This window comes from Pseudomonas ovata, from assembly GCF_003131185.1.
Taxonomy (GTDB): Bacteria; Pseudomonadota; Gammaproteobacteria; order Pseudomonadales; family Pseudomonadaceae; genus Aquipseudomonas; species Aquipseudomonas ovata.
On sequence record NZ_QFFU01000036.1, the window covers coordinates 35897 to 49528 of the forward strand.

The 13632-nt window shown below is 51.7% G+C and carries 12 protein-coding genes; 7 read left to right on the top strand and 5 right to left on the bottom strand.

What is annotated here, in order from left to right:
* Positions 1–183: 183 nt before the first annotated feature.
* Complete coding sequence (locus DGA31_RS28150; protein ID WP_109514739.1) at positions 184–816, top strand: TetR/AcrR family transcriptional regulator; 633 nt, start codon at positions 184–186, stop codon at positions 814–816.
* Here DGA31_RS28150 and DGA31_RS28155 read toward each other — a convergent pair whose 3' ends face one another.
* The 4 genes from DGA31_RS28155 to DGA31_RS28170 form a co-directional block, all read right to left on the bottom strand.
* Positions 817–1794 (bottom strand): LysR family transcriptional regulator, encoded by a 978-nt coding sequence (locus DGA31_RS28155; protein ID WP_193551532.1) that lies wholly within the window; start codon positions 1792–1794, stop codon positions 817–819. It abuts the gene before it with no gap.
* Positions 1795–2225: 431 nt separating this feature from the next.
* Complete coding sequence (locus tag DGA31_RS28160) at positions 2226–3530, bottom strand: NAD(P)/FAD-dependent oxidoreductase (RefSeq protein WP_109514740.1); 1305 nt, start codon at positions 3528–3530, stop codon at positions 2226–2228.
* Positions 3531–3601: 71 nt separating this feature from the next.
* The gene (locus tag DGA31_RS28165; protein WP_109514741.1) at positions 3602–4033 is read right to left on the bottom strand and encodes a Rid family hydrolase; all 432 of its coding nucleotides are present in this window, start codon (positions 4031–4033) and stop codon (positions 3602–3604) included.
* A gap of 53 nt (positions 4034–4086) precedes the next feature.
* Positions 4087–5226 carry an ornithine cyclodeaminase family protein gene (locus tag DGA31_RS28170; protein ID WP_109514742.1) on the bottom strand — a complete coding sequence of 380 codons (1140 nt, stop codon included), beginning with the start codon at positions 5224–5226 and terminating at the stop codon, positions 4087–4089.
* Between the two features lie 485 nt (positions 5227–5711).
* Between DGA31_RS28170 and DGA31_RS28175 the strand changes: the two genes are divergently transcribed.
* The 6 genes from DGA31_RS28175 to DGA31_RS28200 all read left to right on the top strand — a co-directional run bounded on the left by DGA31_RS28175 (position 5712) and on the right by DGA31_RS28200 (position 12970).
* Positions 5712–6218 (top strand): nuclear transport factor 2 family protein, encoded by a 507-nt coding sequence (locus DGA31_RS28175; protein WP_109514743.1) that lies wholly within the window; start codon positions 5712–5714, stop codon positions 6216–6218.
* Positions 6215–7315, top strand: a complete 1101-nt coding sequence (locus DGA31_RS28180; RefSeq protein WP_109514744.1) for an amidase — start codon at positions 6215–6217, stop codon at positions 7313–7315. The genes DGA31_RS28175 and DGA31_RS28180 overlap by 4 nt, the downstream gene beginning before the upstream one ends.
* A 591-nt stretch (positions 7316–7906) precedes the next feature.
* On the top strand, positions 7907–9331 hold the full coding sequence (locus DGA31_RS28185; RefSeq protein ID WP_109514745.1) for an APC family permease: 1425 nt from the start codon (positions 7907–7909) through the stop codon (positions 9329–9331).
* Between the two features lie 164 nt (positions 9332–9495).
* Positions 9496–10779 (top strand): aromatic ring-hydroxylating oxygenase subunit alpha, encoded by a 1284-nt coding sequence (locus DGA31_RS28190; protein ID WP_109514746.1) that lies wholly within the window; start codon positions 9496–9498, stop codon positions 10777–10779.
* On the top strand, positions 10780–11256 hold the full coding sequence (locus tag DGA31_RS28195) for an aromatic-ring-hydroxylating dioxygenase subunit beta (RefSeq protein ID WP_109514747.1): 477 nt from the start codon (positions 10780–10782) through the stop codon (positions 11254–11256).
* Positions 11257–11644: 388 nt separating this feature from the next.
* Positions 11645–12970, top strand: a complete 1326-nt coding sequence (locus DGA31_RS28200) for an alginate export family protein (protein ID WP_109514748.1) — start codon at positions 11645–11647, stop codon at positions 12968–12970.
* A gap of 142 nt (positions 12971–13112) precedes the next feature.
* On the opposite strand, the gene tnpA is transcribed toward DGA31_RS28200, so the two are convergent.
* The gene (gene tnpA, locus DGA31_RS28205) at positions 13113–13454 is read right to left on the bottom strand and encodes an IS66-like element accessory protein TnpA (protein ID WP_109514749.1); all 342 of its coding nucleotides are present in this window, start codon (positions 13452–13454) and stop codon (positions 13113–13115) included.
* Between the last annotated feature and the right edge of the window lie 178 nt (positions 13455–13632).

A 13632-nucleotide genomic window follows, 5' to 3' on the forward strand; every position in this document is an offset into this window, starting at 1 on the left:
GACTCATCCAGGTGGTGCGTCCAACGCTTCACTTGCATGAAGGATGGATTGGCTTTTGCCGATGGTGCATCCAGTCGGCCACCTATATCTGCTCTGTATGGAATACAAACGTGTGTGGGCTTTAAGGCGAATTAAGAGTGCTGTATAATCTCTGGGATTTTTTAGATGAAAAGGAAATTCTCAATGAGGATTGCTAAAAACAATCAAAAGACTGAAGAGCGACGCGCGGCTATTTTGGTCGAAGCAAGGATGGTATTTCTCGACTCGGGAAGCGCTGGCTTCAGTATGAGAAGCGTGGCTAAGAAAGTCGATATGTCGCTGAGTCATCTTCAATATTTTTTCCCGACCAAAGATCAACTTTTTTTGGAGATGGTCAGGTACACGGTGAATGACTACCTGAGAAATTATAAACTCATTATGATGGCGTCATATAACAGGCCCGAACAACAGATGGCTGCTGTTTTGGATTATTTATTTAGTGATCTCATGCGGCTGGATGTTACAGCTATCTTCGTCGAGCTCTGGGGGATGGCGCTCCGGGATATAGAGGCTCGCCTTTTTCAGCGTAAATTGTACAGAGTCAATCGGCGAAAATTTTCGACAATCCTGACCAGGGTTTACCCTCATGCATCGCGTGAGACCATCAAGCGGGTTGCAACTCAGGTGTTGTTACATGTCGATGGTGTTATGGTGCTTTATATGGTGGATTGGCCGTCTGCACAGAGTTATGAGCGAATAGTTCAAGACGCTAAATCAATCATATGGAGAATCATTGACAATATCGCTCAGGAAAAAGAAGCTAATCAACTGCCTTAGCTATTGTTTTTCCCGAATCAAGAAAATCTTATTGGGGGTTCTGCTGCAATCACGAATGCGCCTAATCTGTGCGTTTATCGCCATCGCCAAGTGATGCACCAAGTCACGCGAAAGAGGGGACAGCTTCCTGGATTGGCGCGAAATAATTTGTACTTGTGTTTCATTCAACGCGTGATAATCGATAGGAATAGCTTTTAATGTACCGTTGCACAACTCATCAATGACAGGAAAGTCACTGAGTATTGTCGAGGCTATGCCGTTGCGCGTGAGATCCAACATTATCTTCAGTGAGTTTGACGTAATGTAAGGCTGGAAATGAGCGCTGCGTTCACTTCGCAATTGATCAATAATCCCTCTGATGCGGTACTCAATGGGAGGTAGAACAATATCTTCGTCAGTCAAGTCTTGAAGACTGAGTATCGATCTGCCCGCCAGCGGGTGGTCGGGGTGGACAATGGCTCTCATGGGTTGATCGAAAGAATGGAGCCTATTGATGTTTGCGGTTTTGGTTGGGGAAAACACCAATCCTATGTCTGCTTCGTCTTCAGCGACCATTCGCTCAACTTCGTGAGAGGGCGCAATCAAAAGCGCAGTGTGCGATTGTCGGTTAGCTTTGAAAAATTGATAAAGTTCACCTATCGCCTGAGTACTCAGTAATCCTTCGCCCACCGCAATGCTTGTTCTATTTAAATAGCCTTCTTTGAGCTGTCCGAGTTTTTTCAAAAGTTGATTGTGATGACCCATGCGTTCAACATAATAATCAACTGCAGCCTGACCCGCCGCGGTCAGGCAGATTCTGTGAGTACCTTCTTGTATAAGTTGAATGCCGAGATCGGACTCCAGTTTTGCAATCTGGCGACTGATGGAAGAAACGGCGAGCTCCAACTCTTCAGCCGCCGCGCGCATGGTTCCCAGTCTGGAGCTCAAATACAGATACTTGAATCGTTGATCTTGGAGCTCAGTTTGGGAAGTTATCATGGGTGCCTCGCACGGTTCGCATCATCAGGTGTTTATTATGCTGACGAATCTATGCTAGTGAATGCCGAGAAGCAATACCGCGGATTAGTTTTTTTGGTCAGTGACCTAAAAATTTTTTATAACTTTTTGATCTAAGCAGGCATTTTTTCCTGCACCGAAATTTTCGATCAAAAATCGAGCTTCACTGGAACACCGGAGCAATGGGAGAAATGTCGACTGTGCGCAAAATGGCATTAGGGTGGGAGACTGATTGATCCACTAACGATGTGACGCTGAGTGTCGGTTTGGTGTGAGTAATGCCTGCGAGAAGTATTCAGTCGCCTCGGTACAGGGAGAAGCTATTTTCCTTGGAAAATAGCCCCTTATATGTTGCAAGTTTAACGTTCTACGAGGCTCTTGATGGCTGAGCTATCCCTGCGTTCCTGGCTGGATTAACGGTGTTGGCGCTTGAGGTGATACGGTGCGGGATTAACTATGGGCGTGTCGCCAGTGACAAGATCAGCTACCAGTTGTCCAGCTGCTGGCGAGGTACCAAAACCATGACCTGAGAATCCGGAAGCAAGCGTCAAGCCTGGAATTTTATCCACGGGGGATATTATTGGGAGGCCGTCCGGTGTGACATCGATCATGCCAGCCCATTCGAGCTCTATGGTGGCTTTTTTAAAAGCGGGCCACGCTTCGGTGAGATTGCGTAATGCAGCCCGATTCAGTCCGTGATTGACGTTTGGGTTTATGGTCCGTCTTTGCTCGAAAGCAGAACTACCTTGGTTAGAACTGCATCGCGACAATGCAAGTTCCGTCATGAACTCTCGTCCTAGGGAGAGATTCATATTTTTCCATTGGGAACGCAGTGTGGACAAATAATGATGGCCGATCATTAAGCTGTCAGGCACGATCGGCACCATGAAAGCGCCTCGGTTTGTAATGATGTATCCGCCGTCTTGATGTTTGCGAAAAGAAATATCTGGAGTTCCCACTGCTACCTCAGTCATCCCATCAATCGCCAGGGGGGCAGTTCGAAGTACTGATGCGACGACCGGCAACGTCAATAGGGCAACACCCACGTTGGCCAGAAAGCGCCTCGACCACATCCCACCGGACAGGATTACATTATCGCAACGCACTTCCCCCCGTTCAGTGACAACACCGCTTACTCTGCCTGCCGCCATGGAGAGCGTTCGCACCGCACAGTGCTCCACGATAATAACGCCTTTTGCAATAGCTGCCCGTGCAATGGCACTGCTGGCAAGAGTAGGTTCTGCTCGACCATCAGAGGCTGTATAGATCCCGCCTGCCCAATCGACGGTGCACCCTGGAGAAAGATCAGCGATTTCTTTCGCTGTGACTAGACGTGAGTCGAGCGAGGCATCGGCCACTGACTTCAACCATTCGTGATGTGAAGCCATTTCCGAGGTTGAGCGGGCGGTATACAAGATACCGGTCTGTCGATAGCCAACATCGGCATTGAGCCGTTGCGCCATGGCGCCCCAGAGTTTTTCTGCGGCGATCGAGAGAGGGAGGTCCCGTTTGTCCCGCCCCATTTTTCGAATCCATCCCAGATTTCGCGAGGATTGTTCGCCAGCAATTCTGCCCTTTTCAAGAACCGTAACGGGTATGCCACGTTCTGCCAGCGACAAAGCTGCAGTGAGTCCGATAATGCCCCCTCCGATCACCACCACTGTCGTGGCGGCAGGAAGATCGACAGAAGTCTGAACGGGAGAGATAGAGGGGGCCACGTTTCTTATCCTTGATACTGTATACGTTATCGAAAATGCACTGAATGGCTAGGCACTTAAGCGGCTAAGTGTCACGTATTGTTATGAGTGATCGTGAGTTCTTTGACATCGGCCTGTGAAACCCCGCGATAAGCGGTGACTTCAATTTCAACTTTGTAGATCTCAGATCCCAGGGGAGGGCTGGTCAGCGTCAGCGTTGGATTAATGCCTCGCATTTTTTCTGCGTAGGTGGCCATTACGATATCGATATCCTTCGCAAACGGTATGAACACGCGCGCGGCAACGATATCGCCGAGCGAAGCGTCAACCGCCGACAGGGCATGTTCTATATTGGCGAGCACCTGAAGTGTCTGCTCAGCCGGGTCTTCGGGCATTTCCTTTGTTACGGGATTGCGACCGGCGGTATTGGAGACAAAAATCAGATCGCCGACGGCGATCAGGCGCGAGTAGCTACCCAGTTCCTCAAACTTGGATCCGGTTTTGACTTTGATCACTTCTTTCATGTGGTTGTCCGATATTCAAATGAAACTTCAGAAGGCGCGTGGGCCGTGCGGGCTTAACTGAGCGTTGGGGTTTCCCAGAGATTAAGTTTGACGCCAATGCCTTTTTCGCAGGCGTTCCGATAAACCACAGTGCCCCACGCAACATCTTCTACGGGCATGCCGCCGACTGACATGATGATTATTTCATCGTCATTTTTACGGCCTGGTGCTTCACCGACAACAATCTTGCCCAGATCCTCGAGCTGTTCATGTGACATTTTTCCTTCGTCGATCAGATCCAGGAATTGGATGCCCACTACCGGCACAATATTGTGTACTGGCTTGGGATTTTCTTCATGCCATGCCTGGTACAAAGAAGGATTATCCAGAACCTTTCGTATGTCAGGCGACTCCATGCCTTCATCAATACTCGTCAAGGCAGGCATGGAAAGAAACGTACCAGGGCTTACCCATTCACGCTTCACCACCGGATAGGCAGAGGCATCGCCAATCGCTCCGGAATTGCAGAAGGTGACGATGTCACAGTCGCGTACCACAGCTTCGTTGGTGTCAACCACATGAATATTGACAATCTGTGGAAAAGTCTCGCGGACCCACGATGTAAACGCATCGATATTTTTTTGGCCGCGTCCTTTTACTTTAACGGTGTCAATTTCAGGGCATTCGGCAACGAATGCCGACAGTGAGGTTTTCGCCATCACGCCTGGACCCAGAATGCCAACCACCTTCGAATTCTTTCTGGCCAAATGGCGAGCGCCTACGCCAGGCACAGCGCCTGTTCGATAAGCAGAAAGAAGATTCGCTGACATGATTGCCAGAGGGGCGCCCGTATCGGCATCGTTGAGTACGAATAAAAGGATCGAGCGGGGCAGACCCTTTTCTCTATTTGCGATATTGGATCCGTACCATTTCATCCCGGCCGTCCGAAATTGACCGCCCAGGTAGGCAGGCATCGCCATGAAGCGTCGGTCGGGGGTAGGTTTGGGCATGCCCGGAAAAGGTGAGTTTTCAGGAAATACCACCACAGATCCGTGGGAATTGTTATTGGGACCCGCCATGCGGTAGTCGCCGTGGTACATCAGTGAAAACATTTCTTCCATCGTGTCCACGCAGGCTGCCATATCGGTAACGCCTGCCTGAATCATGTCCGGTTCGGAGAGGTAAATGAAATCAATAGTGGGTAAGTTGTGCATAGTCGTTGATGCTCATTTTTAAGTACTGCTCTTACCGCTGATGCGAACCCTTCTCAGCGGGGACGTGATTTGACCGGTTGCTCTCTAACCTTCGACGCCGTTGTCATTCTGAATCGAACGGTCCAAATCGCAGGGCCTTCGACTAATCGGTTGACCCATGATGGTCCTGGGCTTTTTTGGCGCTTAACTGCTCCCAATCAGCCTTGAAGCATTCGGGTCATGAGTGCTGGCGATCAGGCTAAACGGGGTTACAGACAACGCTTATCGTACAGTTCGATTTTTTGAACTCGATGACATGGGAGGCGACACTTGTTGTGGTAATGACAACGCTGGCTCTAGCAGGCGACAGAGGCTATTGCAGTCAAGCACGGATCAACGTCATTGCCTAAAAGGCAACATGATCCCTGGTTCCTGTGATTGTGGCCTAATTTGTATGTCACTAATTTCCTTGTCTTGTTTTTTGCAAATTAGACAGGAGCCTTTTAATGATTTCCCCCCTTTCTGACATTTCCCTGCTGGAAAAACGTTTGCGTGTACTTGAGGCAGAGTCTGCGGTTCGCCATTTGCTGAATCGGTATATGTTTTTGTGCGACGTTCCCGGGCCTGAAGCACGTCATAGCGAGCTGGGCCAATTGTTCTGCCAAGATGCAGTCTGGCAGGGGGTCGGATCTCGGTATGCCGTTAAATTTGGCCGTGTAGAAGGACGCAAAGCGATAGTGGCGATGCTCATGAGTTACCTGCCGCCGGCTCCCCACTTTCTGTCAAATATGCACTTTCTTGCCGGGGAGCAACTATCCGTCGATGGTTTTCAGGCCAAAGGCCGATGGGTCATGCAGCAACTCAGTCGCTACGAATCTGGCCAATCACAATCAATTGTCGCCGCCCTCAGCGTGGAATTTCTCTGGGAGGCAGATGCCTGGCGCATCTCCTCTTTTTCAACTGAGCGTGTTGATGCCTTTCCTCTCGATAATGTCCAAGGGGCGTCACTGTGAGCCCGCTGGTCATTGAAGGTTGCATCGGGGGGCCGGGCCGGACTGTCGCCATCAAGGATTCTTTGGATGTGGCAGGTTGGCCAACACGGTGTGGGAGTCGTGCTTTCGAACACGCCCCGCCAGCCCAAGACCATGCAACTGTTGTGAAGGCGCTTCTCGACGATGGTTGGCAAATCATTGGCAAGACTGTGCTGCATGAGCTGGCTTTCGGTGTAACCGGTATCAACGAGTGGGCTGGAACTCCCGTTAATCCACAGGCACCGGATCGGATACCGGGTGGGTCTTCCAGTGGCTCAGCGGTCATCGTTGCTCAGGGAAATGTGGATGTGGCATTGGGTACTGATACAGGAGGCTCTGTGCGCATGCCGGCCGCCTGCTGTGGGGTTTTCGGTCTCAAACCATCGTTCGGACGCTTGAGCCGTCGCGGGGTGTATCCGGCTTCCAGTTCTTTGGATGTCGTGGGGCCAATGGCTCGTGATCTCGAGACGATCGTAGCTGCGATGACTTCAATGGACTCAACGTTCTCGGCACATGAGCCTCTCGGGCAATTCCGGGTAGGTCTGGTCGATGTCTCTTGCGATCCAGCTATTGAGGAAGCGATAAGGGACGAGATGGTTCGCCGCGGCTGGACCTGGGAAGTCGTCACGCTGCCGCTTCTTGATCAGGCATTCGAAGCGGCATTGACCGTCATCAATGCTGAAACCTGGGCTGCTTATGGTCATTACACCGGCCAGGATTTACTGGGTGCCGATATTGAGGCGAGGTTACTGCGCGCAGCCAACACCGATACCTTGGCTGTGCAAGCAGCGCAAGCGATGCGCGTGGCATTTAGCGAACACGTTGACCGTTTGCTGGAACGCTTCGATACGCTTGTCCTGCCGAGTTTGCCTCGTCTGCCGCCGCTATTGGTGGATGTACGCGAAGGTGAATCGGTGATCGATCTGACCCGCTTCCTCAGGCCGTTCAACTTGAGCGGGCACCCGGCATTGAGTGTGCCAATTCCATATCCAGGTTCCTCCATGAAAACCAGCCTGCAACTCATCGGAGCAAAGGGCGAGGATGCACGGCTGTGTGCCATTGCTGGGGCCTTTCTTTGAATACATCAACGCTCGGCATCGAGCGCAGCAAACACCATGGTCTGGCGGTGCGTTAAAAATGACGCCGTTCTTTCTCGGGCCACGGAGTCACTGATCAGGGATGTCATCCAAAGGTTGCAGCGTTGCAATTTGTACAACGAATGTCGCTTACGGTGTCATCGTTTTCGGCGGGCAATGCTGCAAGGATATCGTTAGACCTCAACCCATGGGAAGCCTGACGACCGATGACACGCAATCTACATCGTGTCGAACATTACAACGATACGCTTGAGCCAGCGTCAGTCCGATTATCGAAACCACGAATACACACTTCGTCCGGACGCCTCGTTAAATTGACGTCATGCGTCGTACCCTCGAAGACTGGCGATTTGATTGATTTTCTGAAGGTCACCGTTTGGCCAGCAAACAGATAAAGAGTGTCAGTAACTTGGCAACCCGTGAAGACCGATGTAAAGAATAACCAGGCTTCGATTTTCAGGGGCAGCGGGCGGGTATCGCTTGCGCTTGAGAAACGCTCGCGTTGGTCCGCAAGGATGCTGCTGCATCGATTTATTTCCGTTATTCATAAAATAATTAGAGTGGAGAATTGGAATGACAGAGCTAACCGAGCCCCTGTCTGCAGAGGTGCCTGCAGGCGACCAGCAATTAGAAGGTAATCTAAGTGCTTATAAAATTGCGTTATTGGTGATTGCAGCCGCAGGACCATTAGGAGCCGTTCTCACAGCGGCCCCCATTGCTTTTGAGCATGGTAATGGCGCTGGGCTTGCCGGAGCATTCCTGCTGGCGGGAATCCTGATGATTTTTTTCTCGATCGGCTATGGCGAATTGATCCGGGCGATCCCGGGGGCTGGCGCATTTTACAAGTACCTTACGGTGATCTTTGGACGGGGCGTAGGCGCGGGGGCGGCCTGGGTTGCCTTAGCCTCTTATCTGGCGATCACCACGGCGATTGCTGTGGCGTCCGGGTATTACACGAATATGACCATGCAAGGGTTTGGGATTGATATCGGCTGGGCAGCATGGACCGTGTTATACGTGGGGGCGATCTGTTACCTGGGGCGGGCGAATATTGATTTTGCCGCAAAGATCCTGGTGCCTTTGGTGCTTGCAGAGTTCTTTGTGCTTTTTCTACTGGGTATTTCCATATTCCTGGATAAAGGTTTTAACGCTTTTCCGGTTCAAGCCATCTCGGTAGAGGCAATCATGTTGCCGGGGCTTGGGGTTGGGCTCATGGTGGCGCTGGCATCATTCCTCGGTGTCGAGTCCGCCGCGCTTTATGCGATGGAAGCCAGGAAGCCAGCAAAAACCATTCCGCATGCCACTCGTTTGGCGGTCATTTTGGTAGGCGTCGCCTACTTGATCATTATCTGGCTGATCATCGGTGAGGTTGGGTTTGACTCCATCAAGGACGAGGCAGCAATAGCGAAGGGCGGGTTGGTCATCAATTTGTTCACGACTCGTTTGGGTAGCACGATGGCGACAATTGTTTCCCTCATGTTGTGCACCAGCAACTTTTGCTGTTTATTGTCACTGCATAATGCTGCGACGCGGTATGTTCAAGTTTTGGCCAAAGACAGGCACTTGCCGAGTGTTCTTTCACATGTTCATGAAACGAAAAAATCTCCAGCCAATGCCAGTCTTCTTGTAACCGTGCTCGTGGCGCTGACCATTATCGTCTCTTCCTCCCTGGGCTATGACGCCTTTGTATTTTTGTTTCCCGTAACGGTGGCATTGTCGACGCTTGGATTGATAGGGCTTCAGACATTTGTCACATTGGGGGTCGTCGTTCACTTCAAAAAAGCCAACGATAAACGGTATTTTAAAACGTTACTCTGCCCACTCATCGCACTGGCGGGTCTTAGTACTGCCGTTTATCTGATCTACGATAATTACGGCATGTTAACGGGCAGTGAATCTGCCTGGGTCAATGGCACTCCATTACTTCTGGTTGTCTTGTTTCTCTACGGGATAATCAAGGGGCGCTTCAGGAACGTTGACTCGTCCAGGGTCAAATGATGTAGGCCTTGCCTACACCGCCGTTAAGCTTGATTCAGGTGGGCTGACGCTTGTTGTCTTTAAAACAATAAACCTCTCGCGGTCGGCGGTTGATGAGCTGTGGGTGCGGGCTTAAGGTTATTTCAAATAACTCTCGTCACATTGCGATAAAAAGGTAATTAACTGTGAGCGATTTAATTAACGTTGTCCGGCTTGATATGGAGCCCGCCAGCTTGATCAAGCACGACCGCGTGCACACGTCGTTGTACACCGACGCCAAGCTGTTTGACATGGAACTGGAAAAGATTTTCTACAGTACCTGGGTCTGGGTCGCGCATATCAGCGAAATCCCTGAGTCGGGTAGCTACAAAAGCACCTACATCGGCAAGCAGCCGGTGATCGTGGTGCGCGACCGCAAGAAACAGGTCCATGTGCATCTCAACCGCTGCCGCCATCGCGGCGCCACAGTGTGCGAACACAAGAAGGGTAAGACCAACAGTTTTGTCTGCCCTTATCACGGCTGGAGTTACGCGCTGGATGGCTCACTGCGTGGCGTGCCAAGCCCTGAAAGCTATGGTGATTGCCTGGACAAGAGCGAGCTGCCTCTGGTCAGCCTCCGTGTTGAAGAATACGCGGGCATGCTGTTTGCCACGCTCAAGGACGATATCGAACCACTGGTCGATTTCCTCGGGCCTGCCAGGAAATGGATCGACCTGTTTATGAAACAGGGCGCCGGTTACCCGATCAAGGTTCCCGGAGAGCACCGTTTCCGTTTTCCGGGTAACTGGAAAATCCAGTTGGAAAATACCACCGACGCCTACCACTTCCCACTGGTGCACAAGTCATTCCTGGCATCGGTTGATGAGCAAACCCTCAAACTGTTCGACTTCGTTGAAGGTCCGGGTTACGTCGAAGACCTTGGTAACGGGCACAGCGTAATGGTGATGATCCCCGATCTGGTGGATCTTGAAGCCGATCTCGACAAACCGATTCCGGAGCGCTTCGAGGAGCTTGCTGTGCAATTGCGCGAAGACGGTATCGAAGAGCAGCAAGTGCGCCGTATTGTTCGTGCTGTCGGTGGCTCGGGTTTCAATCTTAACCTGTTCCCCAACGTTGCCTGTTCCATGGCGTTTTTCCGCGCGCTTCAACCGATATCGGTGACAGAGACAGAAATTCATCACTCGGTAATCACCATGGACGGCGGCCCTGCTATAGCCAACCGCTACCGCCTGCGTCTGCATGAGCACTTTCAGGGGCCCATGGGCTTTGGCACTCCGGACGATTCCGAGGCTTGGGAGCGTGTGCAGAAAGGCGCCAGTGCTGGCCAAGACCTGTGGATCATGCTCAATCGTGGCCTGCCGGGTGAGAAACCGACCGAAGACGGGCTGGTCAGCGACGTAAGCGCCGAAACCGGAATGCGTGCTGCCTATCAGCAGTGGAAAAAGATGATGTCGGTGGAGAACCAGTAAATGAACCTGCAATTACTGAATCAAGTCACCGCTTATATCTGGGCTGAAGGCGACATGCTCGACCACGGTGAGTTCGATATCTGGTTGAGCCTGTGGAGCGAACAGGGTACCTACATTATCCCGATCGACCCCAAGGAAGAAGACTTCGAAAACACCCTCAACTACGCCTATGACGACCATCACATGCGTCAGTTGCGAATCCAGCGCCTGACCGGAGGTGAATCGATTTCCACCAGCCCGCAGCCGCGGACCGTGCGCACCTTGTCACGCTTTCGGGTGCTGTTCGAAAGCGATGAAAAAGTGACAGTACGTTGTGCGCAGAACCTGCGCGAGTTCCGCAAGGACTCGCTCAAACATTACAGTGCGGACATCGTCTACGAGCTTGAGCGCGTCAGTGACACGTTCATGATCCAGCGAAAGTTGATCCGGTTGATTAATGCTGACGACGCGCTCGCAGGGATAGGGTATATCCTTTGAGTTGATGTTGGCGGATGCCCGAGACGGGGAGTACCAGCACAGGGTCCGCCGAATATAAAAGCGGTACCTTCTGACACACGCCCAAGCGTTGATCAGAGGGTGCCATTACTTCTCTTTGGGATTAGGTCACTTCTTCGTGCTGGGCGTGCACGCTAAAGCAAACCCAATTTCACCATTGCCACTGCTGAAAATACAATAATCTTTCCTTGGGAGGTGGAAATCATACATCACGAAAAAGAAGAATAACGCTACACGTTTCGCGATCGATAATAATTAGCTCGCATTGACTGGTTCTACAGCTGCAGAATCCTGGCGGAATTTAAATGCAGGCTCATGGTGGCGCATTTAATGTATCGCTTAATTCAATAAAAAAAATGGAAATGCAACCATGCGTCGATATTCCCTGCTTCACTTTTTTACCCTCGCTGCACTATTCAATGCAACAACTCCCGCGGGCGCTTACGAGTTTTTTTCCCGAGATGACACCCATCTTAATGCAAACCTGGATGCGGTTTTTGGCGTTTTCCACAGCCGTGAAAGTTATCCAGCCTCTGGCCGGTTAACACAGGGATCGTCCTCATGGAGAGAGGGCTACATCAAGTATGGCGTGAGCGGCGATCAGGGATTGCAAGGCGCTGGGACGGCCTATGGTGCCTTCTCACTGGTCAGTTCGGCTACCTGGGGGAGCGGGGACGCTGCAGGCTACACTGATGGCTCTGAACGCACCACCAAGATTGAAGATGCTTATCTGGGATGGCGTTCGGGCAACCTGTTTGAGGTCCTTGGTAAAGACGGCATAGACTTTTCATTTGGTCGACAAAATATTGCAGTCGGCGACGGCTTCCTTATTCAGGGCGACGCCTTCAGTGCGGGGCGCGGCCTCGGCGACGGACAGTACAATCGTGGAGGTGCTTTCTACGTCGCTGCCCGTAAAGCCTTCGATCAGACAGCCGTGTTGCGCATGGGTGGTAAAGAGGGCTGGCGTGGCGATCTGATGTGGCTTAAATCCGATAACCCCTCTCAGGCCAATACCGAGATGTACGTCGGTACGCTGGAGCACGTGGCTGCAGCGGGTACCGTTGGCCTGACGTACATCAATACCACGAAAATCGCGGAACAGTACGCGTCCCCCCTGCAGCTTGAGCGTGACGGCATGAAGACCTATAGCGTGCGCGCAGTGGGTAATGCAGGCGTGGAAAACCTTTTTTTGTCGGGTGAGTACGCCAGGCAAAACAAACCGAATGCGGCGAATGAGGACGCTTGGTATCTGGAAGCCGGGTGGACTTTTGCGGATGCTCTGTGGAAGCCGAGCGCCAGCTATCGCTACAGCCGCTTTTCAGAGGGTTATGACACCTTGTTTTATGGAACGGGCCGTGGCTACGGTACGTGGTTCCAGGGTGAAGTGGCAAGTAACTATGCCGGCCCCTTCAATAATAATGCTCGTATCCAGAACGTCACGCTCAAAATCTTTCCTTTGGAAAGCCTGACCCTGGGAGCCATGTACTTCAATTACGACACCCTCGACCGTAACATGCCTAACACTGATGGTCATGAAATTGATTTATATGCCGAATGGCGCGTTAATCAGCACTTGACTGTTTTGCCGTTGTTGGGCCTCTACACGCCAGACAAGAGTGCAGAGCAGAGGGGGACGCAGTTGGGGAATAACGATACAAATGTCTACACCCAGTTAGTGTTTGCTACGACATTTTGATCTAGTGGCGCAGCAGTGGTGAACAGATAAGCACAGTGCGGCTTCGCCGTACTGAACACCGCGATCACCTTGTCCAACGCAGTCTCGGTGCCGGCACGCATGTCCATGGGGTCGGTGGCGAGCCAGATGTAATCGATGCGGATCAGTGGACGAGTCTACGGATAAATCGGGCGCATCCTTCAGGATCGGAAATTGGCCACGTCACCGTGAGCGTTTGCTGGCCGAGCGGTAACTCAATGATCGCCAACGCTTCGGTCTTTTGCTTTGGTTCGACTTTCAAAGGAATGAAAGCTGGCCGAGCGACTGTCTGCTGATCCCGGTAAAGCGGTATCCACCGGCGAACAACATGGGCGTTGATACCATGCCTTATCGCAATAGCCGCCACGGAAACACCGGGCTGTTCGCACGCTTGGACGACTTGGGTTTTGAAGGATTTCGTGTAGGAATTACGGTGGCGTATGGCGATCCTGACGTTAAGGGTAATTGCGTCCGCTTAAAAATACGCGGACACAATCGTCCTTATCGGCCTGGCTCGTTCAGTGTTGAACGAGCCCCATGAAAGACAGGACACCGTTCCCCCCTTAAGATAAGGGATAGGCAAACGGGTATGTTTATGACTAACAGCAATGATAAGGGTGGCGAGCTGCTCGGCCAGGAGCGCC